The sequence below is a fragment of the Mycolicibacterium wolinskyi genome, from assembly GCF_002101965.1.
GTDB lineage: Bacteria > Actinomycetota > Actinomycetes > Mycobacteriales > Mycobacteriaceae > Mycobacterium > Mycobacterium wolinskyi.
Window position 1 is genome coordinate 384,961 of the sequence record NZ_LQQA01000010.1, and the last position, 23,465, is coordinate 408,425.

A 23,465-nucleotide genomic window follows, 5' to 3' on the forward strand; every position below is an offset into this window, starting at 1 on the left:
TGTGTTGCGGGTACTTACGTTCGAAGGGCGAAACGTCAACGAAGGGACGTCAAGGGTGACAGCCTCGGTAAGGGCGACCAACGCCGCCACGCGCGACGAGTTCTCCGAACGCCTCCTCAAAGGTTCGGTCAAGAAGTCATACGCACCGATCGTCGACATCGACTGGGATGCGCCGCTGGATCCCGACAAGTTCTACCTGCCGCCCAGGGTGGTATCCCTGTACGGAACACCGTTGTGGGACAGCATGTCCCGCGAGCAGCAGATCGAGTTGTCCCGTCAAGAACTGACCAACACGCTGTCGGCGGGCATCTGGTTCGAGAACATCCTCAATCAGGCGCTGCTGCGCAAGATGATGCATCAGGATCCGACGGCCCGGTCGACCCACTACGAGCTCACCGAACTCGGCGACGAGACCCGGCACATGGTGATGTTCGGCAAGGCGATCGACAAGATCGGCGCCAAGCCGGTGCGGCCTCGGCTCTATCAGCGCATGATCATCAATTCGCTGCCGTTCATGTTCCAGGGCTCGGTCCTGTGGGTGGCCGCGTTGATCGGTGAGGAGATCTTCGACTCGCTGCAGCGCCAGATGATGGACGATCCTGACCTGCAGCCAATGGTGCAGCGTCTCATGCGCATTCACGTCACCGAAGAGGCGCGCCACATCCAGTTCGCCCGCGACGGTCTGCGCAAGCGCACGCCGACGATGCCGTGGATCACCCGCGTGTGGGTGAGCAACCTCAACGGCGTCGGCGGGCTGTTCTTCCGGTACCTGTTCACCAACAAGGTGCAGTACCAGCGCGTCGGCCTGGACGCACGCGCCGCGCGTCGCATGGCCCGCGCCAGTGCACATCGCCAGAAGGTCCAGATCGCCGGGTTCGCGCCACTGGCGGCGTTCCTCGAAGAGGTCGGCCTGATGGGCCGCATCGGCCGCCGGATGTGGCGGCGCAGCGGGTTCCTGCCGCAGGATGCCGGTCACCGGCCGAAGATCAACTGGCGGCGACGTATTGCGTTGGAGCCCGGTGCCGAGCCGTCGATGGACGAGGACGTTTACGAGGGGCCCGCCGTTGTGCACGCCGCCGAGCGTGAGCACGCGGTGCGGGTATTGCTCACGGGGCATCTGGGCCCGATCGACGGCCGCTACCGCTGGCAGGGTTCGATCCTCGACGGCGACATGCCCGCCGGTGCCGGACCCGTGCGGCTGACCATCGGGTCGCGGACCGTCGACGCGCGGATCACCGAACGCACCGCGCAGGGCACGTTCTCGATCGCCGGGGTGGGTGAACCGCCGTTCCCGCTCGACGACGTCGAGATCACCGTCGCGGGCTGACCACCGCGGCCACGAGGAGCGCGACGGCGAACACGCCCCCGGCGATTCCGGAGACCAGCAGGGGCAGCTGCCCCGGCTCGCCGGGCACGGCACCCCACAGCAGCCCGGCCCACACCCCCGCCGCGAGCACGGCGAAACCACTGAGACCCTGGAACACTCCCTGCGCGCTGCCCTGCAGATCCGAGCCGACCAGTGACGAGATCCAGGCCTTGCCGACACCGTCGGTGCACGCGGTGAACATGCCGTACGCACCGATCAGCAACCACGCGAACACAGGGTCGGACGTCATCCCGAGACCGGCGTAGCCGACCGCGAAGAACACGAGCCCGATCCCGAACACCGGTACCCGGCCGATCCGGTCGGCCAGCAGGCCGGCCGGATAGCTCGCGACCGCGTAGACCGCGTTGTAGGTGACGTAGGCCAGGATGACCTCGACGACTGAGAAGCCGATCCCGTTGAGCCGCAACAACAACAGCGCGTCCGGGAAGTTCACCAGTCCGAAGCCGACGAGGACGGCCGTCACCCGCCAGTATCGACCGGGCAGATCATGCACCCGAGCGAAAACCGGCTGGCGGTCTCTGCGCGGCGTCTCTCGCCGATGTTCGGATACCAGGAACACCAGGGCGACGCTCAGCACCGCGGGCACGATCGCGACCCACAACAGCGGCGCGATCTGGTGGTCGAGCAACTCGTACCCGACCAAGCCGAGCAGCGGCCCGAGCACTGCGCCGAAACTGTCCATGGCGCGGTGAAATCCGAACACCCTGCCGCGTGCCGCGGCATCGACATCGGCGACCAGCAGGGCGTCGCGCGGCGCGCCGCGGATCCCCTTGCCGAGGCGGTCGACCACGCGACCGGCCAGCACGCCCTGCCACGCGCCTGCTGCCGCGACCATGACCTTGCCGAGCGCCGCCATCCCGTAACCCGTCGCGATCAGTGGCCGCTTCGCGAACCGGTCCCCCAACGGACCCGCCGCGAGTTTCGTCATCGCGGCCGCGCCCTCGGCAGCGCCTTCGACGGCACCCACCACCGCGGGCGGGGCTCCTAACACCGACGTCAAATAGATTGGCAGTAGCGGATAGAGGAGTTCGCTTGCGGTGTCTTGCAGAAACGACACCGCCGATAGCACCCGGACGTTGCGGGTGAGCCAGGCGATGGGCACCCCGAAATAATGCCTCGAATTCGTTGTGTCGAGAGGGTTGTCGAAGCGCGAATTGCGGGTACTCGATCAGCTGCCAGGCCTCGCTAGGGATGCGATGGAGGATCGGAGTGGCTGGAGCGGAGAGTCCGATTGCGATGTCGGCGCACACGTTGGGCAACTCCAGCGTCTTGGCCTTCGACGGAATTCTCGACGACACGACCTATCTACCGTTGCGCGACTCCGTCATCGAGTGCGCCTTGAGCGGACCCGATGCGGTCATCGTCGATGTCACCGACCTTCAGGTCCCGGTGCGCTCGGCGTGGTCGGTGTTCACCAGCGCCCGCTGGCACGTCAGCATGTGGCCGGACGTGCCGGTGACCCTGGCCTGCCAGGACGACCGCAGCCGCGGGCGCATCGCCCGCACGGGCATCACGCGTCACGTTCCGGTGTATCCGACGGTCGAATCGGCTTGCGCGGCTTACGAGGGCCGTGGGCAACCGAGTCAGCGTGCCGACGCCTCTTTGCCTGCCGTGCACTCCAGCCTGCACCGGGCGCGTGAGCTCGTCATCGAATGGTTGTTGACCTGGTGGCACCCTGACCTGATCCCGGTGGCGTCGATAATCGTCGACGTCCTCGTCGAGAACGTGCTGGAACACACGCAGAGCGCGCCTCACCTGGTCGCGGAGAGCAGAGGTGACACCGTCGCGATCGCCGTCGAGGACAACAGCCGGGCCCCCGCTGTCCGGCACGAGAACCCCTATCATGGCGCCGTCGCGGTATCCGGCCTGGCGGTGATGGCCGCGGTGGCTCGCGCCTGGGGCAGCACGCCGACCACGACCGGCAAAATAGTCTGGGCGCTGATCGGCCCCGAAAACCGCCTCTGAATCAGTCGGCGACCGGGTGTTCTGACTGAATGACTTCGCGGGCGACCTCGGCCAGTGGCGTGTTGGAACTCTGCGAGAGCTTCTTGAGCACCTCGAACGCTTGCACGGCATCGATCTTGTAGCGCTCCATCATCATTCCCTTCGCCTGGCCGATGATGTCGCGAGATGCCAGCGCGCTGCGGAATTGTTGGTCACGGCGCAGCAGGTTCCAGGCGAGCGCGGTATGCGTCGCAACGATCAACCCCGCCTCAATCGCGTCCGCATCGAACGCATATGGCTCTTCGGCGTAATAGTTCAAGGCGCCCATGGTCTTGTTGTCGGCGTAGAGCTGGAACGCCATGATCGACCTGACCGGGGTTTCCTCGCGGGCGTCCCGGCAATAGGCGGGCCACCGCTGTTCAATCTCGACGTCGTCGATCTTGGTGACGTGTTGTTCCCATGCCGCGGTGAGGCACGGGCCTTCGCCGCAGCGCTGCTGGATCTTGTCGAGAAGAGTCGCGATCTCGCTCGTCGCGGCCACGGTGTGCAGCTTGCCGTCGCTGGAGGCGATGGTGATGCCGCCGTGCTGGGCGGCGGGGATGTAGGTCACGCCGCTTTCGGTGAGCTCGGTGAGCGCTGCGTCGATGTCGGTGGGCGGATTCTGCTGAATGTCGCGGATCAGGTCAGCGACCTGCAGGGCGATGACCTGGTGACGGCTTTCCGACATGGGCGTGGCTCCGATCCCGCACGGCGACCGTCGTCGCAGAGGTATATGCAGTCTTCAAGACTAACCCCGTCGGCGCCAACCAATAAGCCACCCAGTTTTAGAACACGTTCTAGTGTGGGGGCATGCGGTTCACCTATGCAGAAGCGATGACCGATCCCACCTATTACATCCCGCTGGCCAAGGCCGCCGAGGCGGCCGGCTATCACGCGATGACGATCCCGGACAGCGTCGCCTACCCATTCGAGTCCGACTCGAAATACCCCTACACGCCCGACGGCAACCGCGAGTTCCTCGACGGCAAGGCGTTCATCGAAGCCTTCGTGCTGGCGTCGGCGCTGTGCGCGGCGACCACCACACTCAAGTTCAACTTCTTCGTCCTCAAGCTGCCGATCCGGCCGCCCGCCCTGGTGGCCAAGCAGGCCGGGTCGCTGGCCGCGCTGTTCGACAATCGCCTGGGGCTCGGCGTGGGCACCAGCCCGTGGCCCGAGGACTACGAGCTGATGGATGTGCCGTTCGCCAAACGTGGCAAGCGGATGGACGAGTGCATCGACATCATTCGCGGACTCACCACCGGCGAGTATTTCGAATACCACGGCGAGTTCTACGACATCCCCAAAACCAAGATGACGCCGGCACCGTCGAAGCCGGTGCCCATCCTGATCGGGGGGCACGCCGACGCCGCGCTGCGCCGGGCCGCCCGCTGCGACGGCTGGATGCACGGTGGCGGCAGCCCCGAGGAACTCGATCAATTGTTGGGGCGGCTCAACAAGTTTCGGGAAGAAGAATCTGAGGCGGCCCGTACGGACGACTTCCAGATTCATGTCATCTCGACCGACGCCTTCACGGTCGACGGCATCAAACGGCTGGAGGACAAGGGTGTCACGGATGTCATCGTCGGCTTCCGAATTCCCTACATCATGGGCGAGGACACCGAACCGCTCGACAAGAAGATCCGCAACCTCGAGTGGTTCGCCGAGAACGTGATCGCGAAGGTGTAGTCGACTAGAGCCGGTCGATCGCGCCCGCGCTGAGCACCTCGTCGAGAATCATCGTGGCGCAGCCGATCACGCCCGACCGGTCCCCGTACGTCGACGGCACCACCTGCAAGGTGCGGGTCGCCAACGCAGTGGCGTTGCCGTACAACGTCTCTCGCAGCCCGGCTACGAATATGTCGTAGCCGCCCGACATGTCGCCCGCGACCACCAGGACAGCGGGGTTGAGCAGGTTGACCGCGGCCGCGAGCACCTCGCCGACATGGCGGCCGCTGTCGCGGATCATCCGCCTGGCATCGGCATCGCCGCTGTGGGCGAGTGCCACCACGTCGCGCAGGTGACTGACGGCCTTGCCGTCCTGGCGCAACGCGGTCACCAGCGCCCAGCCGCCTGCGACGGCCTCCAGACAGCCGGTATCGCCGCAGCGGCAGGGTAATCCAGTCGCCGCAGAGGTCTTGTTGTGCCCCAACTCCCCCGCCGCGTTCATCGCACCGCGCTGCAACGCGCCGCCCGCGATGATTCCGGTGCCGATGCCCGTGGAGGCCTTGAGCACCAGCATGTCGTCGACGGCACTGTGCTTCTCGGCGATCGCGATGACATTGACGTCGTTGTCGACGACGACCGGCGCGTCGGTCAGCTCGCGGAAATACGTCTGCAGTTCGACCCCGTCCCATCCGGGCAGGATCGGCGAGTCCAGGCTCGCGCCGCGGGATCGGTCGACGGTTCCCGGCAGGCTCGCGCCGATGCCGTACACGTGGGCACCGCGGTGGCTCGCGAGCAGCGCGTCGAGACGCTTGACCACGTCGGGCATGAGATCGTCGGGCCCGAGCTCGGGCTGCTGGTCGATGTCGGTGAGGTCGAGCACGTCCCCGGCCAAGTTGCACACCGCGAGCCGCGTCCGGCTGCGACCGATGGCCGCCGAAAGCACCACGCCGGCGTCGGCGTTGAAGGACAGCAGCGTCGCGGGCCGCCCGCCCGTCGATGGGGCCTGCTCGCTCTCGACAACCAGGCCTTGCGCGGCGAGCGAGGCCACCCGAGCCGACACCGCGGTGCGAGAAAGGCCGGTGACCTGGCCGATCTCGGTGCGGGTGATGTCGCGACGCTGCCTGATCAAGGCAAAGACGTCGCCGACGGTCGACATACCAGCAGCGTAACCTCCATCACTTACGCATTCAAAATGCAAAAGTAAGTTGATGGAACAGCAGAAGTCCCGATAGCGTTGCAGACGCCGTTCTCGCCAACGCTGCCCGAGAGCTCAGCCCCACCCCAAGCCATCGGAAAGCCGCAACGTATGACGACTTCACTCGAACGCCCGACCGGCCCATCCTCCGTCGTCGCACCCGATCCCACGGTGCGGTGGCTCGCAGTCTTCGCCCTGGCCCTCGGCGGCTTCGGTATCGGCACCACCGAGTTCGTCGCAATGGGCCTGCTGCCCGACATCGCGTCGGGCTTCGGCATCACCGAGCCCACCGCGGGCCACGTCATCTCCGCCTATGCGCTGGGCGTGGTGATCGGCGCCCCGGTGATCGCCGCGTTGACCGCCCGGCTTCCGCGCAAGGCGCTGCTGCTTGGACTGATGGCGGTCTTCACCCTCGGCAACCTGGCGAGCATGGTGGCGCCGTCGTACCCGACACTCGTCGTCGCGCGGTTCGTCGCGGGCCTGCCGCACGGCGCGTTCTTCGGCATCGCCGCACTCGCGGCCGCGCATCTGATGGGGCCGCAGAACCGGGCCAAGGCCGTCGCCCACGTGCTGTCCGGTCTGACGATCGCGACGGTGCTCGGCGTTCCGATCGCGTCGTGGCTGGGCCAGGCCCTGGGCTGGCGCAGCGCATTCGGTCTCGTCGTCGTCATCGGCGTACTCACCTTGACCGCGCTGTGGTTCTGGCTGCCCGACCAGTTGCGGGCGATGCACGTTTCCAGTGCGCTGACCGAGCTCGGCGCGTTGCGCCGACCCCAGGTGTGGCTCGCGGTCCTCGTCGGCATGATCGGATTCGGCGGCATGTTCGCGGTGTACACCTACATCAGCACCACGATGACCGACGTTGCCGGGCTCTCCCGATCCCTGGTTCCCGTCGCGCTCATGGTGTTCGGGCTCGGCATGGTCGTGGGTAACCTCGTGGGCGGCCGGCTGGCCGATGTGTCGGTGATCCGTGCGCTCTATTTGTCGATGGGCACGCTGGGTGTGCTGTTGGCGGTGTTCGTACTGGCATCGCACAATCCGTGGACGGCGCTGCTGGTGCTGTTCGGCATCGGGGCGGCCGGTTCGGCGGTCGGTCCCGCGCTGCAGACCCGGCTCATGGACGTCGCCCATGACGCACAGACGCTCGCGGCCGCACTCAACCACTCGGCACTGAACATCGGCAATGCGACCGGCGCGTGGGTAGGCGGGCTCGTGATCGCGGCGGGCTTCGGCTACACCGCTCCCGCGGCGGCCGGCGCGATGCTCGCCGTCGGCGGGCTGCTCGTGCTGACGGTGTCGGTGGCGTTGCAGCGCCGGGGCGCGACCGCCTGAGCTGTTCGAAGGCTGAAAACTGCTGCACCTGACCGCCGTCAGGCGGCCATAGGATCGACGCAGCATGGACAGCCTCGACGCCCAGAACCCCGGCCGACGCCCCGGACGGAGTTCGTCACGGCGGCGCCGCCGAATCGGGCTCGCCGCCGCGCTGGCCGGCAGCGCGGCCGCCATCCTGGTCACCGTAACGGCCACGATCACTGCGCCCGGCGAACGCGACACCGTAGACGCCACGACCGCTGACCCTGTCGATATTCCTGCGCGGCCGGCAACCCTTGGGCAAGAGCGGTTTCGACTCGCGCTGCCGTATTTCAGACCGCATATCCGGCCCGCCGGCGCCGGGTTCATCGTGTGGACGCCGTACTGGTCGAAGGACGATGCCGCGCCCGACATCGCCGCCTTCGACAATGCCGGGGCCGAACGGTGGCACTACAACCGCATCGGCCCAGACGAACGCCTCTCCCGAGTCGGCGTCTACGACGACGGCCGCATCGTCGTTGTCGGCTTCGCGGGCAACGACGACCTTGGCCGGGCCCCCGAGATGGTGGGGCTCGACGCCGTCACCGGCGAGCAGCTGTGGACATCGCACGACGCTGCCATGTGGAAGGCACTCGACATCAACGAAGGCGGCTCGTTCGCATCACTCATGGTGCGCGGCAAGGATTCCTGGACCGGTTTCAACGCCCGCACCGGTCGGCAGGCATGGCAGATACCCAACCCCGCGGGCTGTGGCGCAGGACCGCTGGAAACACTGTCCAGCCTCGATGAGCCCTACACCGTTCGCGAGGCCGACACCACGACGCACCTCGTCACGGTCAACGACTGCTCCACGCCCGACACCATCAGACTGCGGGTCCTCACCCACGATCCGGCGACAGGTGCGCAGATCGCCGACGAGCCGATCCCCGGAGCCGACAACCAGCCACGAGACACCTGGGAAAACCTGCGCGTCGACCGGGCCGTCAACGACAGCGTGTCACTGACCCTGAACAAGGCGTGCCCGAGGCGCCCCGCGAACGGACCGTGCATCACTCTCGGCGAGAGGAAACACATGCTCGTCAACTACCTCACCGGCCAGTCGGCCGACCTGCCGCCGGGATCGGTTTACCCCAGCGATGACGGTCGCGGTGACTTTGTGTTCGCGCCGGACGGCGATGGTGTGACCTACCCGGGTGAGCTCGACCAGGACCGAACCACCGACCTGATGAACGTCGACCGTTCCCTACGCTGCCAATACGCCAGCCAACCCTGGGCAGGGGCCGTGCCAACGTGGCTCACCGATCAATTCCTCATCCAGACCGTGACGCCGAACGGCGAGGGACTCGAGGTACGGGCCCTCAACCGCGACACCTGCAACCGGGAAGTCACCCTGCCGTGGCCCGTCAAGTCGGACAAGAAGTCGGATGGGCGCTACATCGCCGACAGCCAGGGCGCCACCCTGTTCGTGCAAACCTATGACGACTCGACTGCCGAGATCGTCGGCTACACACCGTGACTCTACGATTCGACGGCGAGAGTCGCTCCCACAGGAAGGCGTCACCCATGGCTGAACACTTACCGGTCAACCATCTTTCAACATCGTGGCGTCGGCGGTTCGACTTCTTCGACACCTATGGCCTGCCCAACTCGACACCGCAATCGAAGGCCGCCTACCGCGCCCTACCGTTCGGGACCAAGCTGCGGCTCACATCCAACGTCCTCGCGTTCCTCTTCGGCCCCATCTACTTCTTCGTCAAGGGCATGTGGCGCAAAGGTCTGACCCTGCTTGCCGTGGCCGTTTCGGTCGCGGTGGCCATGGTCTTTCTCAACGTTCCCGACTCGATCGGCCGCGCCGTCGGGATCGGCGTCGCTGCACTCGCAATGTCGACCGCCAACTACGCCTACTACTTGCACATCGTCAAGAACAGCCAGTCCTGGAACCCGTTCGAGGGTTTCGGCAGAAAACGCTGACCCGTTCATCGAGCCAAAAACAATTGGCCGCACATGATGTGCGGCCAATTGCAGGCGCGTTTTATCGACGAACCGCAATTCATCGTTCGAGCGCCTTAAACAAATTGATGGTGCGTTTTATTCCCGTCAGCAGGCCACGTCCACATAAGCGGTCTGCGAGATAACGGTCGTGTTGATGGAGCCGCCACCCCGAGAGTCCTTTGTGGAGTGGGTCGGCCCCTGGCGGACCCCGACCACCGTGCAGCTCGACAGCGGCGCGGCGCCGGTACGGTTGACGATGACGTGATAGCCGCTGGTCTCAAGGCTTTTCACGGTCTGTTCCACCGACTGCTCTGTCGGCGCGGCGGCAGCAGTGCCACCCATGATGAGCGCAGTCGATGCCAATGCACCTGCACCGAGCGCCGCCAACGCATACTTCTTCATTTTCCCAACCCTTCATCTTTGGCGACCCGTAAGTCCCGCTGCTTCCGGTTGCCGCCTATAAGCTCCAATTTCGAATCGCGCCGGAAAATTCCAGATTTTCTCAGCCGATTTTCAGTCATTCGCGATGATCTGCCGAGCGACGTCGATCGCGCGGTCGATCGGAACCGCGAACCCGATCCCGATGTTGCCCGCCTCGGCCCCACCGACGGTTGCGAGTGCGGTGTTGACACCGATCACCTGCCCCTGCAGATTCGCCAGTGGCCCGCCCGAGTTGCCGGGGTTGATCGAGGCGTCGGTCTGCACCATCGGCAGTCCCGGCTGCCCGCCCAGGCGAGCCGTACGGTCGGTGGCGCTGACGATGCCCGCAGTCACCGAACTCGACAGGCCGAGTGGCGCGCCGACGGCGATCACGGGCTGCCCGATGCGCAGCGCCGAACTCGTCCCGAGTGCCGCCGCTGCCGGCGCGGAGCCCGCGACCTCCAATACGGCGATGTCGGTCGCGGGGTCGGCACCCACTACCCGGGCCGCCGACTCCCTACCATCGGCATAGGCCACCGATACCCTCGAATAGCCCTGCACCACATGGTTGTTGGTCATCACTCGACCTTGGTCGTCGATCACGAAGCCCGACCCCCGGGAATTGCCCGCCCGGATGTCCACCACGCTGGGCAGCAGTGCAGCCGCCGCGGCTTGCGCATCGGGCACCGCACTGGATCCAGCGGCGGCGGGCGGCTGTTGCCGTATCACCGTCGCGACGTCGGCGCCGCCCGCCATCAAACCCGCGCCTGCCCCGGCCACCGCGCCCGCCACCAGGCATGCCGTCACCGACAGAGCACGGCGTGGTGCGCGTACCGGTGGCCGCACCGGCGTCGGTGGCACGTCGTGTGCCGCCGCCGGCGGCGGTAAGCGGATCCGGGTCGGCACCGCGGCCGGGACCGGCCGAGTAGGCGGCGCCCGGTGCAGCGGCGTCACGAATTCCGGCCCGGCCCGACGGCCCGCACGGCCGCCCAGATGCCCCTGCTGATCGGCCATCTCACTTCCTCCTCACACCAATCTGGAAAACCAGCGCAGCGAAAGCCCCGCCGCGACGAGTCCGAACACGAGCGCCAGAGCAGCAACGAACGGCGTCACCTCACGCCACTCGGTGCGCCAGCCGATCGACGAGCTGATGTCTCGGTAGACGTCGGCCAGTTCGTCGCTACTGGCCGCGGCGTACGCCGTCCCACCTGTCGTATCCGCCAGTTCAGCAAGCGTTTCCGCGTCCACCGGCACCGGAGTCGAGTAGCCATAGCTCTCCATGACTCCGCCCTCGGTGCCGTAGGCGATGGTCGAGACGGGCACCCCGGCGGCAACAGCGGCGCGTGCCGCGGCGGTGGGACTGCGGCCGCTGGTGTTCGTACCGTCGGACAACAGGACCACATGCGCCGGCAGATCGGTTCCCTCGTCTCCCGTAACCGTCCGGATTTGAGCGAGAGCCGCGAAGACTCCTTCGCCGATCGCGGTGCGCGACGACGTGCCTATCGACCGCAGGCTGTCCTTGGCGCCGGCGTGGTCGGTGTCCGGCGCGTGCACCACCACCGTCGATCCGGCGAATGCGATCACCCCCACGTTGAAGGCCGGTGGCAGCTGATCGATGAAGTCGCCTGCCGCCGCGATGGCCGCGGTCAATCGGTCCGGTTCGACGTCACGGGCCTGCATCGACTCCGAGGTGTCGATCGCGACGATGATCGTCGCCCGTTCATACGGCACCCGGACCGCCATCTCAGGCCGGGCCGCGGTGAGCGCGAGCAATCCGAGCGTGATGAGCAGCAGGGCCGCAGGCACGTGCCGTCGCCACTGCGGGCGCTCAGGAATCACCTTGTCCAGCAACGGAAGCGCGGCATAGCGCACGGCGTAGCGCTGCTTGCGCCGCAGCGTGACCAGATATCCGACGGCGAGCAGCGCCACCGGCACCAGCAGCATCAGGGCAGCGGGAAACAGAAACGTCATCGCGCCCGCGTCCCTCGGCTACGGCGGCGCATCGTGCGCCTGCGCGCCGCGATGAACCGCGCGAGATCGCGCACCCAATCGCGCCCGGTGCTGACCGGAAGATGCTCGGCACCGCTGGACCGGATGGCCGCCGATACCGATGTCCGATAGGCCGCCGCGGCGTCCTCGTATCGGCGCCGCACGGTCCGGTTCGATGTCCAGATCTGGCGCTGCCGACCGGATTCGGGATCCACGAGCAACACCGAACCGACGTCGGGCAGCGCCATCTCGCGCGGGTCGACGACCTCGATCGCGATGACGTCATGGCGCGCGGCCAGCCGGCGCAGCGGCCGGTACCAGTCGAACGGTGGATCGAAACCGCCTGCGGGGTCGAAGAAATCCGACACCACGATCCGCAGCCCCTGGCGGTGGCGACGCCGGCCGAACTCATCGATGGCCGCGGCCAGGGTGATTCCGGATCCGGTGCGCCGATCATCCCCGGCGAGCTCGCGGGTGAGGCGGTGCGCCGCCAGGCGCGAGGAATCCGGGCGGTGCCACCGCACACCGTCGGCGCCGAACGTGGCAACGCCCAGCCGGTTGCCCGGGGCATCCGTCAGCAGCCCGACGGCCGCCACGATCTTGGCGGCGAGTTCATGCTTCTCGTCGGCGACCGTGCCGAACGCCATACTCGCCGTGATGTCCAGCAGCACCCAGGTGTCGAGTTGGTTGTCCGCTCGGGGGCGCCAGACGTGCAGATCCGTACTGCGCGCGGTGATGTTCCAGTCAATCCGCCGAACGTCGTCGCCGGGTTGGTAGCGCACGACCTCTTCACGTTCACTGCCAAGGCCGAGCCGGCTGCCTTCGTGATCGCCGGGCACCAGGCCGTCGATCCGGCGCAGCACGTCGAGATCGAGTGCGCGCCACGGGTTCGCGCTCATGACGCCATCTCGTCGAGCTCGGCGTGACGTGGGGCGATCTGTGGGGCGGGCACCCGGTCGAGGACCTCGGCGATCACCTGACGCGGATCCACCCCGTCGGCGACCGCGTCGAACGTGAGGACCAGGCGGTGCGCCAGCACGTCGGGCGCGATCTCGGCGACATCGCCTGGCAGCACGTAGTCACGGCCACGTAGCAGCGCGAGAGCGCGACTCGCCGACAGCAGGCCGAGCGAACCACGCGGGCTCACACCGTAGTCCAGCAACCCGGCGATACTGCCGACGCCGTAACCGGCGGGCTCGCGGGTCGCCATCACGAGACGAACGATGTAGTGCGCGACGGCGTGATGGACGAAGACGTCTTCGGTGGCGCGCTGCATGGCGACCACGTCGTCGGTGGTCACCAAGGTGCGCGGCTGCGGCGGCTTCGCCCCCATCCGGGCCAGGATCGCCATCTCTTCCAATTCATTCGGATGCGTGAGGTCGACCTTGAGCAGGAAGCGGTCCCGCTGGGCTTCCGGCAGTTGATACACCCCGTCGGTCTCGATCGGGTTCTGTGTGGCGAGCACGAGGAACGGCGTCGGCAGTGCGAAGCTTCGGCCGCCGATGCTGACCTGCCGTTCGGCCATCGCCTCCAGCAGTGCCGACTGCACCTTGGCCGGTGCGCGGTTGATCTCGTCGGCCAGGATCAGATTGCCGAAGATCGGCCCGAGCTCGATCTCGAACGTCTCGCTCGACGGCCGCCACACCCGGGTGCCGAGAATGTCGGCCGGCATCAGGTCGGGCGTGAACTGCAGCCGGTGAAACCTGCCGCCGACGACGGTGGCGACGGTGCGCACCGCCAGCGTCTTGGCGATGCCCGGCACGCCCTCAAGCAGGATGTGCCCGTTGGCCAACAAGCCGACAAGAAGCCGCTCGAGCATTCGATCCTGGCCCACGACAACGTGTTTCATCTCGAACAACGCCCGTTCGACAACGGCGCTGACTTCCACGGGTGCGGTTTCAGCAGTGGTCATGGACGTCAGTTCACCAGGGGCACACGAAAACCAGCGCAAGGCGAAACGAAAGCCGACCGAAAGCGCTGTAGGCACCGACCCCACTACATGGCTATCCTCGGCAACCATGCGGGTGTTGATCGTCGAGGACGAAGAAGGCCTGGTCAGCGCGCTACGAGTGGGTTTGCAACGCGAGGGCTACGCAGTGGACGCCGCGCTGTCGCACGCCGAGGCCGAAGAGCGTCTGGGGATCAACGAATACGACGTCGCGCTCGTCGACGTGACTCTGCCCGACGGCAACGGGATGCGGCTCGCGGGCCGTGTGCGCAGCGGCGATCTGGACTGCCGGTCGGGGCGTGATCTGCGCATCGTGATGTTGACCGCGCATGGCACCCTTCCCGACCGGGTGCGCGGCCTCGACGCCGGCGCCGACGACTACATCGTCAAACCGTTCGCCCTTGCCGAACTCACCGCGCGGTTGCGCGCGGTGCTGCGCCGCGAGGTCCGGGGTGAATCCACGGAATTACGCGTGGGCGACATCGTGCTCGACGTCGCACGCCAGGCGGTGCACCGCGGGCCGCGCGAGGTCGATCTCACCCTCAAGGAATTCGCCGTATTGCGCTTCCTCATGACAAGGCCAGGCCACGTCGTGTCCGCCGAACAGATCCTCGAACACGTATGGGACGAGAATGCCGACCCGTTCACCCAGACTGTCCGGGTAACCGTCGGCACCCTGCGCCGCAAGCTCACCGTCGACGCCGAGGAGCAGGTGCTGCAGACGCTCGTCGGTCGCGGATACCGGTTGAAGGAGCCTGCCGCACAACCGGTTTCGCCTGCGAGCAGTACGTGAAGCTGCCGGCGTGGGCCCGCACCATCCGGGCCCGCATGGCGATCACCACATCGGCGTGGCTGTTCGCGTTGTCGGCGCTGATCCTGCTCGGCGTCTACTTCGCGCTGTCCCGCACGATCGACGCCGCACCGCTCGACGCGGTGACGGTCAAGCGGTTCGAACGCAAGCCCGACGGCACCATGGTCTACCGGCCCGGGGAGAACTTTCAGGCCGCCGATCTGCGCAGCGTCCAGCAGGCCGTCAACCAGTCGACGTTGGACTTGCTGCGCAATTACTCGCTGATCGCGCTGGCGGCGATATTCGTCATCTGCCTGCTCGTGGGTTGGATCGTCGCAGGCCGACTGCTACGGCCCATCGGGCAGATCACCGCCACCGCCAACCGCCTGCGCGCCACCGACCTGTCGCAGCGCATCGGCGCCACGGGCCCGCATGACGAACTCCGGGCACTCGCTGACACATTGGACGGCATGCTAGACCGCCTCGACTCCGCGTTCCGCGCTGAACGTGCACTGGTCGAGGACGTGTCGCACGAACTGCGGAACCCGGTCGCGGTCGTGCAGGCCAATGTCGAGGCCGTGCTGGCCAACCCCGATGCCACCGTGGCCGAGCGCGAACATGCGCTCGTGGTGATCTCCCGCGCGACCGCTCGGATGTCGCGGCTCTTGGAGGATCTGCTCGCGACGGCGCGACGACGCTCCGGAAGCTTCGCCGATCGCAACGTGGACCTACACGGATTCATCGGCGATGTCGTCGACGAGCACAGCCTGCTGGCCGCCGAGCGGCCGCTGGCTGTCGTCGCCCGCAGCTCCCCCGGACCGGTGGTGTATGCCGACCCCGAGTCGCTCGGCCGGGCAGTGGCGAATCTGCTTTCCAATGCGATTCGGCTCGCACCGACCGATTCGACCGTGACAGTTGCCGGGGGAAGCACCCGAGGATGGGCATGGATCGCCGTGCAGGACGACGGTCCCGGCATCGCCGACGACGAACAGCCATACGTGTTCGATCGGTTCAAGCGCGCGTCCAACGGCGACAACGGGTCTCGCCGGGGTTCGGGGCTCGGCCTGGCCATCGCACGCCAGATCGTCGAAAGCCATGAGGGCCGGATAACGCTGTTCAGCCGGCTCGGCGAAGGCAGCACGTTCGTCATCTGGCTGCCCGACCGCGCCGTGGCCGATGGACCGGAGCGCGCCGCGGCGCCACCTTCGGAGTGCCCGCTTCCGCGGCACTGAATGTTGTCGGTGGGTCGGCGTAGCGTTCCGAACATGAGTTCGATATTGGTATCCGAACGGGACGTCCTCGGTGATGCTCTCGAACATCTGGCCACTGCATGCAAAGAGATCGACGCGTTGTCGGTGCACGCCTTGACACGGTCCGAGCTCCAGGAGGTCTTGAGCCGCCTGCACGCCGGTGAGAAACGGTTGGCGACCGTTCAGCAACGGCTGCTCGGCCGGATGGTCGCCACCGCGACCGCGTCGCCGCCGCAGTTCGATCCCGCCGCAGTGCTGGCGAGGCGGCTGCGGATATCGCTCGGTGAAGCGCGGCGACGGATCTCGGACGCCGGCCCCCCTGCGGCCTGAGCTTCAGTCGAGAGTTCAGGGCGGGCCACAGTGGGTACCCGACCGATCGATGGCATTCGATATCACCCCCACCGCGGCCCAGCACGACCTGGCGCGGCGCACACACGAGTTCGCCGAACAGGTCATTCGCCCTGTGGCATCGGACTATGACCGACGCCAGGAGTTTCCGTGGCCGGTGCTCGAAGAAGCGGCTGCCCAGGGCTTCTACAGCCCGCTGTTCTACCGCGACCTGATCGGCGACCCGACCGGACTGTCCCTCCCGATGTTCATGGAGGAACTGTTCTGGGGTTGCGCCGGCATCGGCTTGGCCATCGTCATGCCGGCGCTCGCGCTCTCGGCGATCGGGCAGGCCGCATCGCCGGAGCAGATGCTGCAGTGGGCGCCGGAATGCTTCGGGACTCCGGGCGACCTCAAGCTCGCCGCGCTGGCGATTTCTGAACCTGAAGGCGGCAGCGATGTGCGCAACCTGCGCACCCGAGCCGTTCGCGACGGCTCGGGACCCGACGCGGACTGGATCATCAACGGCCACAAGATGTGGATCGGCAACGGCGGCATCGCCAACGTACACGTGGTCAACGCAGTGGTTGACGAACAGCTCGGCCACAAAGGGCAGGCGCTGTTCATCGTGGAAGGGGGCACACCTGGGCTGGAGATGGTCCGCAAACTCGACAAGCTGGGCTGCCGCGCATCGCACACCGCCGAGCTGAAATTCACCGACGTCCGGGTTCCCGCCGACCACCTTCTCGGCGGGCACGAAAAGCTCGAGCGCAAGCTCGCCCGGGCCCGCGAAGCGATCGAGGGCGCGAGGCATTCCGGTTCGGCGACACTGGGCACCTTCGAGCAGACCCGGCCTATGGTGGCTGCGCAAGCCCTTGGAATCGCCAGGGCAGCAATGGAATACGCCACCGAATACGCCAACCGTCGGGTTGCGTTCGGCGGGCCGATCATCGACAACCAGGGCATCGCGTTTCCGCTCGCCGACCTGGCCACGCAGCTCGACGCCGCGCGGTTGCTGACGTGGCGCGCGTCATGGATGGCAGCGACCGGCGTTCCGTTCGACCGGGGCGAGGGATCGATGTCGAAGCTCGCGGCCAGTGAGGTGGCGGTCAGGACCACTGAGCGGGCGATCCAGACGATGGGTGGCTGGGGCTATGTCACCGACCATCCCGTCGAGAAGTGGTATCGCGATGCCAAGCTGTACACCATCTTCGAGGGAACCAGCGAAATCCAGCGCATCGTCATCGCGCACGCCCTCGGCGCCGCCGACGGAAAGCCGCCGCTGCACGTCGATCTGGAGCCGTCCGGCGGACCATTGAACCGATGGTTCGGTCGAGGCACGCCGTTGCGTACCCGCGCGGCCAACGCCGCACTGTCGGCCAAAGACAACGTGCCCGCACCGGTCATGCGGTTGGCGATGAAAGCGTTACGTCCGCCGCGCAAGTGAGCGCCCGGCCGATAAACTGCCACGTCGATGACCGTCACCGTGGCCGAGTTCGAAATCGCAGATTCACCGGATGCCTGGACGCGGGCAGGTTTCACGGTCGATGGCGACCCGGTCTGCCGGGTCGGTGGCGCTCGAATCCGACTGGTCGGACGGGAACGAGGCAGCGGGATAGTCGGGTGGTCGTTGCGGGGCCTGCCAAAATCCGCAGGCTCGGCCGACGTCGACGGCATCCCGACCACGCACTCGGCCGCCGATCCAGCCCAGCCTGCCAGCCACGCCAACGGCGCCACCGCGATCGACCACGTCGTTCTGATGTCCCCCGACCTCGACCGCACGGTCGCATCATTGGCCGCCATCGGCGTGGCCCCGCGCCGCGAACGCGACGCCGAACTCGGCGGGCGGCCGATACGCCAGATCTTCTTCCGGTTCGGGGAGGTGATCGTCGAGGTCGTCGGCTCCCCGGAGACCGCGAGCGAGGGTCCGTCGACACTCTGGGGCATCACGTACGTCGTCGCGGACATCGACGCGACAGCGTCGTTCTTCGGCGAGCACGCCGGGCCGGTCAAGGACGCGGTCCAGCGCGGTCGGCGGATCACGACGCTGCGGCATCGCGATCTCGGCATGTCGGTCCGGACCGCGATGATCTCGGCGATACCCGAGCGCTGACGTGTGTCGGGACGCCTGGCGTTCGATGCGGTTGCCTATTCTCTGCGCATGACCGATCCCGCGGACCGCGGCCGGCTGTTCGACGGCATCCCGATCGGCCGTCCCGCGACCGGCGCTCTCGTCGACGCCGGTTACCGAACTCTCGCAGATCTGCCCGCGGACCTCCATGAGCTTCTCGCCCTGCACGGCGTCGGCCCGAAGGCGGTTCGTGTGCTGCACGAGGCCCGGGACAACTCATGAGCAACGACGTCGTGGTCATCCACACCGACGGCGGGTGCCGGCCGAATCCCGGCCCCGGCGGCTGGGGCGCCGTGCTGCGTCATCGCGAGCACGTGCGTGAGATGTGCGGCGGGGACCCCGGAGTCACGAGCAACAACCGCATGGAGCTGACGGCGCCCATCATGGCGCTCGAGGCGCTCACGAGGCCCGTGGTCGTGCATCTCTACACCGACAGCACCTACGTCCGCAACGGCATCACCAAATGGGTGCTCGGCTGGGAACGCAACGGCTGGCTGACCGCCGCGAAGCTACCCGTGAAGAACGTCGACCTCTGGCAGCGGCTGCAGGCCGCCTGCGCGCGCCACCAGGTCGAGTGGTTCTGGGTGAAAGGACACTCGGGGGTCGGCGACAACGAATTGGCCGACGAACTGGCTACCCGAGGTATGCGGGAAGCGCTCGACGCGTCCCGCGATCTGATCCCCTGACCATCACAGCGATCTCGCTGTCGCCGCAACCGCTTCGACCGCCTTGCCCGTGCCCGGTCGCCAGACCATCGCGAGTTCCGCCGGGGGCAGATCGTCGAGGATCGTCAGGCACGTCAGACCGGCGGGCAGCGACCGGCTGATCGAGGTGGGTAGCACGTTGAACCCGCCGGTGTGAAGATCGCCGAAGTGACGTAGCCCGGGCAGCGGGTTCTCCCAGACTGCGAATTCGACGCCCGTGCTGCGCACCGCGCGCAACACCGCGTCGTAATACGCCGCCGCGAACCGTCGGGGCAGGAACCGGAACGTATCGCCGGCGAACTCGTGCAATTTCACGGCCGTTCGGCCGGCGAGTGGGTGGTCGTCGGCAACCACGACGACGTACGGCTCGCGCCGCAGAACGCAGCGCGCCAGCTCGCCGCCGACCGACAGGTGCCATCCGATCGCAACATCGACCTCGCCGCTGACAAGCGCGGAACACAGTGCGGTGTCCCATAATTCGCTCACCTCGATGACAACTCCCGGGTGCCTGGCCGCGACCGCGTGCACCAACGCCGGGACGTCAGTGGAACCTGACATCGGCCCGCAACCCACTCGCACCACACCCGCTGCCGCGCCGCCGGCCGCTCGGGTCTCGGCCACCGTCCGCTCGGCCTCGGCCAGCACGGCGCGAGCGTGCTTGACGAAGACATGTCCCTCGGCCGTCAGACGCGTGGGCCTGCGATGGAACAGCGCGACGCCGAGTTCGCGTTCGAGTTCCCGGATTTGACGGCTCAGCGGCGGCTGCGCCATGTGCAGTTGTTCGGCCGCACGCTGAAAGCCGCCGGCCTCGGCGATGGCGATCACGTAGCGCATGGTGCGCAGTTCGATCGACATACCTCAAAGGTACTGCCGCGTACTCAATCGGTCCGTGTGTTCGGGCGGGTTTACGCCGATCCTGAAAGCATGTGGCAGCCAACACGACGGCAGGTACTGCAAATTGGTGGGCTCGGGGCGGCAGCGACCGTTGTGGGCGGTGGGGTGCTGGCAGCGGTGTCCGACGGCGGCTCGGATCAGCTGCCGGCACCGGCGAGCGGCACGCAAATCCGAACGAACATCCCCGGATCCGACATCTCACTGCCCGCGGTGGGGCTGGGGACGTTCCAAACCTTCGACGCGTTGCCGGAAGACGCTCGCGCGCAGCGGGTCGAGGTCTTGCGCCGGTTCTGGGAAGCCGGCGGCCGGGTCGTCGATGTGTCGCCGCTGTACGGCACGTCGGAAGAGAACATCGCGCGCTACGCGGTACCCACGGGGATCCAGAACGACATCTTTCTCACCAACAAGATCTGGTCGACGGGCGAACATCTCTGGGACGAATCGCATGCGCTCGCAAGCCTGAACACCTCGATGCAACGCCTGTCGCGCACCAAACCGATCGACGTGATGCAATGCCATTCCCTCGTCAACGTCGAGACGATCGTGCCGATCCTGCACGCCTGGAAGGCAGAAGGCCGGATCAGCCGGATCGGTGTGACACACCACGACCCAGCCTATTTCGGGCAATTGGCCAACTGGGTGCGGACCGGCGACGTCGATTTCGTGCAAACCCGTTATTCGATCGCCGAGCGGAGTGCCGAGCAGCAGGTATTTCCCGTCGCGATGGACCGCGGCGTGACTGTCATGGTCAACATGCCGCTCGAGAAGGGGCGGCTGCATCAGCTGGTCGGAGATCGCCCACTTCCGGGTTTCGTTGCCGACCTTGATATTCGGAGTTGGTCGCAGTATTTCCTCAAGTGGGTGATCTCGCACCCCGCCGTCGCGGTGGCGCTGCCGGCGACGTCGGTGCCCGACCACGTCGTCGACAACATGGCGGCCGCGAGCGGCCCGATGCCGGACGCTGCCATGCGCGCCAGGATGCTCGAACATGTGCAGGGCATACCAGGTTTCGACGAAGTCACTCGGCAACCGTGGTATCCCGGGAAGCGTTACCCGGGCATCGTGAATCGCGACATGCGAGCGATTCAGGAACGCTCGTCCTGGCGACCGGCCGGGTGGGTGTAGCCACCAGACAGCCGGCGGAGTTGACCGCGGACGAACGGCCACCACGCGCTGGGCCGCCGAGCCACGGTGCCGAGAATCACGAGCGGATCGAAGTATGCGACGCGCTCACGGATCAGCCCGTCTTCCAACTTGATTCGGTCAACCAGAGGCCATTCGATCGGCCCGCCGCCGATCGTGCCGTACAACCGACCCCAGATGATGACGTGGTCCGATCCGCTCGCCCAGCCCTGAACGTCGTAGCGCAGGTCCGGAATCAACGACATCGTCCGCGCCATGAAGTTTCGGGCCTGCTGCACCCCGTGTGTGTCTCGTTCGATCGGGTGAATCAGGTGGACATCGGGCCGGAACAGCGGTGTGAAGGCGTCAGGGTCCATCTGAGCCCAGGCCTGCGCGAACCGCTCGACCAGGTCAGCGGCCCCGGGTACCGGTGCGACCTGCTCGGACTCGGAAGAGGGGGACGACATCGTCACGCTCCTTTTACCTCGCACTCCGGCGCAACTATTGCAACGGTTGCAAGAGATCCATGCTCGACGGTACCGCGAACACCGACTTGTTGCAACGATTACAAGAAGTGCCGACGTCCGCCTTACGATGGTCGGGATCGCCATGGCCGCCTCGAACTCCGTCGATCCCCGCAAGCAGCGGACCGTTGATGCACTGCTCTCGGCCGCCGAGGCAGTCTTCGCCGTTTTGCCTTTCGAAGAGGTGACGGTCGACGAGATCGCCGAGCGTGCCGGCGTCGCAGTCGGGTCGATCTACAACAACTTCGGCTCCAAGTCCGGTCTGTATGCGGCAGTCATCGAGCGGGCACTCGACGTCGACCGCGAGTACATGGACAAGGCATACACGCCCGAACGCTCACCGATCGAACAGCTCGAGGCGGCCGCGGAGCAGTATTTCCGGTTCTACCTCGATCAGCCCGAGTTCTTCCGCATGCTCGCCTTCCCGCCGCCACCCGGCCCCTATGCGGCGGCAGCGGAGACCGCCGAACGGCTCGCGCGTCGGGTCGACGAGCAGAACGCGCGCATGGTCGAAGCGATCGAGCGCGGAATCCACGACGGCACAATCCGTCCGCTCGACGCCCGCAAGGCCGCCACCGTGCTCTGGGCCAGCTGGAACGGGGTCATCAGCCTCGCCTGGCGCACCGACGGTCTGCATCAGGGCGACGAAGCCCTCGCCGAACTGCTCGCCTTAGCCGCGGACGTCGTCGGGCGCGGCTTACGACCGTGATCGTTACCACCACGGCTCGGGTGGCTGGGCCGGCCTGCGCTCCAGCCAGGTCCATTCGAGTTCACGGCGCGCGAACTTCCAGCCGTCCGCGGTGAGTGCATAGTTGTCGATGTAGCGAATCGGAGCCAGGATGACTTCGAGACTGCCGTCGGCCTTGCGCAGCAGATGCCTTGCGGTGCAATAGGTTATGCCCTTTGCGCGATCGCCGTCGACATCAACGATGTGGTTGTGGACCGCGTGGAAGGTCTGCTCGAACATCTGATTTCCGCTCGGGCCGAACTTCACCTGTTCCCGGCCGCGTAGGGTCACGGGCTCGGTCGACCCGGGGGCCGACGTGACGAATTCGCCGTCGACCGTGAACAGCGAACCGAACCGTTCGAGGTCGGCCGTGTCCGACGCCAATGCGTATTCGTCGACCAATGCGCGCAGTGCGATCCGCGCGGTCGAGTGCTGCTCGGCCATATTCGTGCGTCCCTCTTCGAAACTCGGTTGACAACGTCATCTCACAGGCGTCAGATGACATTGTCAACTCAACCGGTACGCTGGGCGAGTGAATCGAGTCGAATCGGCGGCGGCCACCCGCCGCGCGCTGCTGCAGCAGGCCGGCGCGCTGCTCGACGGCGGCGGTCCCGACGCGGTCACGTTGCGGGAGGTGGGCGCCCGCGCCGGGGTGAGCCGCGGCGCGCCGTACCGGCACTTCGCAGACAAAGAGAGCCTGCTGACCGCCGTTGCCGCCGGGGGTTGGGAGCGCCTGGGCGACCGCATGCGGACGCTGCGCGCCGACAGCAGTGCATTGCCCGCGGAGACGTTGCGCGCGGCGCTTCACGCGGTCATCGCGATCAGCCGCGAGCAGCCACACCTCTATCGACTGATGTTCACCGCACCGGAAAGCGACCCGTCGGCAGTCGTCCGGGCCGCGCAAGCGATGTGCGAGGAATTCCTGGCCATCGTCGCTGCAGTCGTCGGCGAACAGGACGCCGCGCGATACTCCGGCATCCTGTTGACGTGCGTGCACGGCGCCGCAGGCATCGAAGCAAGCGGCCTGTTGCACACCGACAAATGGCAAACCACCGCTGACGAGTTGACCGACGCGCTGCTCGGCATGGTCACCGCAGACTGACGAT

At 66.8% G+C, this 23,465-nt stretch carries 27 protein-coding genes; 16 read left to right on the forward strand and 11 right to left on the reverse strand.

The genetic code is table 11. The annotated features are described in order from the left end of the window. Positions 1-55 precede the first annotated feature (55 nt). Entirely contained in the window at positions 56-1,327 is a 1,272-nt protein-coding gene (locus tag AWC31_RS10590) for a diiron oxygenase (protein ID WP_085144208.1), read from the forward strand. Here AWC31_RS10590 and AWC31_RS10595 read toward each other — a convergent pair. Continuing rightward, positions 1,311-2,489 carry an MFS transporter gene (locus AWC31_RS10595; protein ID WP_085144209.1) on the reverse strand — a complete coding sequence of 393 codons (1,179 nt, stop codon included), beginning with the start codon at positions 2,487-2,489 and terminating at the stop codon, positions 1,311-1,313. The two genes, AWC31_RS10590 and AWC31_RS10595, sit on opposite strands and share 17 nt — an antisense overlap. A gap of 134 nt (positions 2,490-2,623) precedes the next feature. On the opposite strand from AWC31_RS10595, the gene AWC31_RS10600 reads away from it, so the two are divergent. Further along, positions 2,624-3,352, forward strand: a complete 729-nt coding sequence (locus tag AWC31_RS10600; RefSeq protein WP_085144210.1) for an STAS domain-containing protein — start codon at positions 2,624-2,626, stop codon at positions 3,350-3,352. Position 3,353: 1 nt separating this feature from the next. Here AWC31_RS10600 and AWC31_RS10605 read toward each other — a convergent pair whose 3' ends face one another. Beyond that, positions 3,354-4,058 (reverse strand): GAF and ANTAR domain-containing protein, encoded by a 705-nt coding sequence (locus AWC31_RS10605; protein ID WP_085144211.1) that lies wholly within the window; start codon positions 4,056-4,058, stop codon positions 3,354-3,356. Positions 4,059-4,180: 122 nt separating this feature from the next. Here AWC31_RS10605 and AWC31_RS10610 point away from each other — a divergent pair, with 122 nt between their 5' ends. Continuing rightward, positions 4,181-5,056 carry an LLM class flavin-dependent oxidoreductase gene (locus tag AWC31_RS10610; protein WP_085144212.1) on the forward strand — a complete coding sequence of 292 codons (876 nt, stop codon included), beginning with the start codon at positions 4,181-4,183 and terminating at the stop codon, positions 5,054-5,056. A gap of 4 nt (positions 5,057-5,060) precedes the next feature. On the opposite strand, the gene AWC31_RS10615 is transcribed toward AWC31_RS10610, so the two are convergent. Continuing rightward, positions 5,061-6,191 carry an ROK family transcriptional regulator gene (locus AWC31_RS10615; RefSeq protein WP_085144213.1) on the reverse strand — a complete coding sequence of 377 codons (1,131 nt, stop codon included), beginning with the start codon at positions 6,189-6,191 and terminating at the stop codon, positions 5,061-5,063. A 150-nt stretch (positions 6,192-6,341) separates the two neighbouring features. Here AWC31_RS10615 and AWC31_RS10620 point away from each other — a divergent pair, with 150 nt between their 5' ends. The 3 genes from AWC31_RS10620 to AWC31_RS10630 all read left to right on the forward strand — a co-directional run bounded on the left by AWC31_RS10620 (position 6,342) and on the right by AWC31_RS10630 (position 9,512). Next, positions 6,342-7,562 carry an MFS transporter gene (locus AWC31_RS10620; RefSeq protein WP_067844030.1) on the forward strand — a complete coding sequence of 407 codons (1,221 nt, stop codon included), beginning with the start codon at positions 6,342-6,344 and terminating at the stop codon, positions 7,560-7,562. Positions 7,563-7,626: 64 nt separating this feature from the next. Next, positions 7,627-9,057 carry a BamB-related PQQ repeat family beta-propellar protein gene (locus AWC31_RS10625; RefSeq protein WP_085144214.1) on the forward strand — a complete coding sequence of 477 codons (1,431 nt, stop codon included), beginning with the start codon at positions 7,627-7,629 and terminating at the stop codon, positions 9,055-9,057. 47 nt (positions 9,058-9,104) lie between these two features. Then, positions 9,105-9,512, forward strand: coding sequence for a DUF2628 domain-containing protein (locus AWC31_RS10630; protein ID WP_085144215.1), 408 nt, complete (start codon positions 9,105-9,107; stop codon positions 9,510-9,512). Between the two features lie 126 nt (positions 9,513-9,638). Here AWC31_RS10630 and AWC31_RS10635 read toward each other — a convergent pair whose 3' ends face one another. The 5 genes from AWC31_RS10635 to AWC31_RS10655 all read right to left on the reverse strand — a co-directional run bounded on the left by AWC31_RS10635 (position 9,639) and on the right by AWC31_RS10655 (position 13,854). Beyond that, entirely contained in the window at positions 9,639-9,935 is a 297-nt protein-coding gene (locus AWC31_RS10635; protein WP_085144216.1) for a hypothetical protein, read from the reverse strand. Between the two features lie 111 nt (positions 9,936-10,046). Beyond that, positions 10,047-10,967 carry a S1C family serine protease gene (locus AWC31_RS10640; RefSeq protein ID WP_085144217.1) on the reverse strand — a complete coding sequence of 307 codons (921 nt, stop codon included), beginning with the start codon at positions 10,965-10,967 and terminating at the stop codon, positions 10,047-10,049. Between the two features lie 12 nt (positions 10,968-10,979). Next, on the reverse strand, positions 10,980-11,924 hold the full coding sequence (locus tag AWC31_RS10645; RefSeq protein ID WP_067844021.1) for a VWA domain-containing protein: 945 nt from the start codon (positions 11,922-11,924) through the stop codon (positions 10,980-10,982). Next, entirely contained in the window at positions 11,921-12,841 is a 921-nt protein-coding gene (locus tag AWC31_RS10650) for a DUF58 domain-containing protein (protein ID WP_085144218.1), read from the reverse strand. The genes AWC31_RS10645 and AWC31_RS10650 overlap by 4 nt, the downstream gene beginning before the upstream one ends. Further along, the gene (locus AWC31_RS10655) at positions 12,838-13,854 is read right to left on the reverse strand and encodes an AAA family ATPase (protein ID WP_085144219.1); all 1,017 of its coding nucleotides are present in this window, start codon (positions 13,852-13,854) and stop codon (positions 12,838-12,840) included. Before AWC31_RS10655 ends, AWC31_RS10650 begins: the two co-directional genes overlap by 4 nt. Positions 13,855-13,960: 106 nt before the next feature. Between AWC31_RS10655 and AWC31_RS10660 the strand changes: the two genes are divergently transcribed. The 7 genes from AWC31_RS10660 to rnhA are packed head-to-tail and all read left to right on the forward strand — an operon-like array spanning position 13,961 to position 19,074. Then, positions 13,961-14,683 (forward strand): response regulator transcription factor, encoded by a 723-nt coding sequence (locus tag AWC31_RS10660; protein ID WP_067844012.1) that lies wholly within the window; start codon positions 13,961-13,963, stop codon positions 14,681-14,683. Beyond that, positions 14,680-15,912 carry a sensor histidine kinase gene (locus tag AWC31_RS10665; RefSeq protein ID WP_085144220.1) on the forward strand — a complete coding sequence of 411 codons (1,233 nt, stop codon included), beginning with the start codon at positions 14,680-14,682 and terminating at the stop codon, positions 15,910-15,912. The genes AWC31_RS10660 and AWC31_RS10665 overlap by 4 nt, the downstream gene beginning before the upstream one ends. Before the next feature lie 33 nt (positions 15,913-15,945). Then, positions 15,946-16,260: a hypothetical protein gene (locus AWC31_RS10670; protein WP_084356432.1), complete on the forward strand. Its 315-nt coding sequence runs from the start codon at positions 15,946-15,948 to the stop codon at positions 16,258-16,260. Between the two features lie 49 nt (positions 16,261-16,309). Next, positions 16,310-17,704 carry an acyl-CoA dehydrogenase family protein gene (locus tag AWC31_RS10675; protein ID WP_085144222.1) on the forward strand — a complete coding sequence of 465 codons (1,395 nt, stop codon included), beginning with the start codon at positions 16,310-16,312 and terminating at the stop codon, positions 17,702-17,704. A gap of 27 nt (positions 17,705-17,731) precedes the next feature. After that, entirely contained in the window at positions 17,732-18,370 is a 639-nt protein-coding gene (locus tag AWC31_RS10680; protein ID WP_085144223.1) for a VOC family protein, read from the forward strand. 48 nt (positions 18,371-18,418) lie between these two features. Beyond that, complete coding sequence (locus AWC31_RS10685; protein ID WP_085144325.1) at positions 18,419-18,610, forward strand: helix-hairpin-helix domain-containing protein; 192 nt, start codon at positions 18,419-18,421, stop codon at positions 18,608-18,610. Then, positions 18,607-19,074: a ribonuclease HI gene (gene rnhA, locus AWC31_RS10690; RefSeq protein WP_085144224.1), complete on the forward strand. Its 468-nt coding sequence runs from the start codon at positions 18,607-18,609 to the stop codon at positions 19,072-19,074. The genes AWC31_RS10685 and rnhA overlap by 4 nt, the downstream gene beginning before the upstream one ends. 3 nt (positions 19,075-19,077) lie before the next feature. Here the strand turns inward: rnhA and AWC31_RS10695 are convergent, their stop codons facing one another. Then, on the reverse strand, positions 19,078-19,947 hold the full coding sequence (locus AWC31_RS10695; protein ID WP_085144225.1) for a LysR family transcriptional regulator: 870 nt from the start codon (positions 19,945-19,947) through the stop codon (positions 19,078-19,080). Positions 19,948-20,016: 69 nt separating this feature from the next. Between AWC31_RS10695 and AWC31_RS10700 the strand changes: the two genes are divergently transcribed. Next, positions 20,017-21,111, forward strand: coding sequence for an aldo/keto reductase (locus AWC31_RS10700; RefSeq protein WP_085144326.1), 1,095 nt, complete (start codon positions 20,017-20,019; stop codon positions 21,109-21,111). Here AWC31_RS10700 and AWC31_RS10705 read toward each other — a convergent pair. Further along, positions 21,072-21,575, reverse strand: coding sequence for a nuclear transport factor 2 family protein (locus tag AWC31_RS10705; protein WP_165765938.1), 504 nt, complete (start codon positions 21,573-21,575; stop codon positions 21,072-21,074). The genes AWC31_RS10700 and AWC31_RS10705 overlap by 40 nt on opposite strands. Positions 21,576-21,717: 142 nt before the next feature. Between AWC31_RS10705 and AWC31_RS10710 the strand changes: the two genes are divergently transcribed. Continuing rightward, a complete protein-coding gene (locus tag AWC31_RS10710) occupies positions 21,718-22,341 on the forward strand; it encodes a TetR/AcrR family transcriptional regulator (protein ID WP_110775018.1) in 624 nt (207 codons plus the stop codon). Between the two features lie 3 nt (positions 22,342-22,344). Here AWC31_RS10710 and AWC31_RS10715 read toward each other — a convergent pair whose 3' ends face one another. Continuing rightward, positions 22,345-22,803 carry a nuclear transport factor 2 family protein gene (locus AWC31_RS10715; protein WP_085144227.1) on the reverse strand — a complete coding sequence of 153 codons (459 nt, stop codon included), beginning with the start codon at positions 22,801-22,803 and terminating at the stop codon, positions 22,345-22,347. 88 nt (positions 22,804-22,891) lie between these two features. Between AWC31_RS10715 and AWC31_RS10720 the strand changes: the two genes are divergently transcribed. After that, entirely contained in the window at positions 22,892-23,461 is a 570-nt protein-coding gene (locus AWC31_RS10720; protein ID WP_085144228.1) for a TetR/AcrR family transcriptional regulator, read from the forward strand. Positions 23,462-23,465 lie beyond the last annotated feature (4 nt).

Bases quoted from the DNA above. Each gene is read 5' to 3' on its own strand.
- AWC31_RS10600 (WP_085144210.1), top strand. From the start codon at position 2,624: ATGTCGGCGCACACGTTGGGCAACTCCAGCGTCTTGGCCTTCGACGGA.
- AWC31_RS10605 (WP_085144211.1), bottom strand. From the start codon at position 4,058: ATGTCGGAAAGCCGTCACCAGGTCATCGCCCTGCAGGTCGCTGACCTG.
- AWC31_RS10610 (WP_085144212.1), top strand. From the start codon at position 4,181: ATGCGGTTCACCTATGCAGAAGCGATGACCGATCCCACCTATTACATC.
- AWC31_RS10615 (WP_085144213.1), bottom strand. From the start codon at position 6,191: ATGTCGACCGTCGGCGACGTCTTTGCCTTGATCAGGCAGCGTCGCGAC.
- AWC31_RS10620 (WP_067844030.1), top strand. From the start codon at position 6,342: ATGACGACTTCACTCGAACGCCCGACCGGCCCATCCTCCGTCGTCGCA.
- AWC31_RS10625 (WP_085144214.1), top strand. From the start codon at position 7,627: ATGGACAGCCTCGACGCCCAGAACCCCGGCCGACGCCCCGGACGGAGT.
- AWC31_RS10630 (WP_085144215.1), top strand. From the start codon at position 9,105: ATGGCTGAACACTTACCGGTCAACCATCTTTCAACATCGTGGCGTCGG.
- AWC31_RS10635 (WP_085144216.1), bottom strand. From the start codon at position 9,935: ATGAAGAAGTATGCGTTGGCGGCGCTCGGTGCAGGTGCATTGGCATCG.
- AWC31_RS10640 (WP_085144217.1), bottom strand. From the start codon at position 10,967: ATGGCCGATCAGCAGGGGCATCTGGGCGGCCGTGCGGGCCGTCGGGCC.
- AWC31_RS10645 (WP_067844021.1), bottom strand. From the start codon at position 11,924: ATGACGTTTCTGTTTCCCGCTGCCCTGATGCTGCTGGTGCCGGTGGCG.
- AWC31_RS10650 (WP_085144218.1), bottom strand. From the start codon at position 12,841: ATGAGCGCGAACCCGTGGCGCGCACTCGATCTCGACGTGCTGCGCCGG.
- AWC31_RS10655 (WP_085144219.1), bottom strand. From the start codon at position 13,854: ATGACCACTGCTGAAACCGCACCCGTGGAAGTCAGCGCCGTTGTCGAA.
- AWC31_RS10660 (WP_067844012.1), top strand. From the start codon at position 13,961: ATGCGGGTGTTGATCGTCGAGGACGAAGAAGGCCTGGTCAGCGCGCTA.
- AWC31_RS10670 (WP_084356432.1), top strand. From the start codon at position 15,946: ATGAGTTCGATATTGGTATCCGAACGGGACGTCCTCGGTGATGCTCTC.
- AWC31_RS10675 (WP_085144222.1), top strand. From the start codon at position 16,310: ATGGCATTCGATATCACCCCCACCGCGGCCCAGCACGACCTGGCGCGG.
- AWC31_RS10680 (WP_085144223.1), top strand. From the start codon at position 17,732: ATGACCGTCACCGTGGCCGAGTTCGAAATCGCAGATTCACCGGATGCC.
- AWC31_RS10685 (WP_085144325.1), top strand. From the start codon at position 18,419: ATGACCGATCCCGCGGACCGCGGCCGGCTGTTCGACGGCATCCCGATC.
- rnhA (WP_085144224.1), top strand. From the start codon at position 18,607: ATGAGCAACGACGTCGTGGTCATCCACACCGACGGCGGGTGCCGGCCG.
- AWC31_RS10695 (WP_085144225.1), bottom strand. From the start codon at position 19,947: ATGTCGATCGAACTGCGCACCATGCGCTACGTGATCGCCATCGCCGAG.
- AWC31_RS10700 (WP_085144326.1), top strand. From the start codon at position 20,017: ATGTGGCAGCCAACACGACGGCAGGTACTGCAAATTGGTGGGCTCGGG.
- AWC31_RS10705 (WP_165765938.1), bottom strand. From the start codon at position 21,575: ATGTCGTCCCCCTCTTCCGAGTCCGAGCAGGTCGCACCGGTACCCGGG.
- AWC31_RS10710 (WP_110775018.1), top strand. From the start codon at position 21,718: ATGGCCGCCTCGAACTCCGTCGATCCCCGCAAGCAGCGGACCGTTGAT.
- AWC31_RS10715 (WP_085144227.1), bottom strand. From the start codon at position 22,803: ATGGCCGAGCAGCACTCGACCGCGCGGATCGCACTGCGCGCATTGGTC.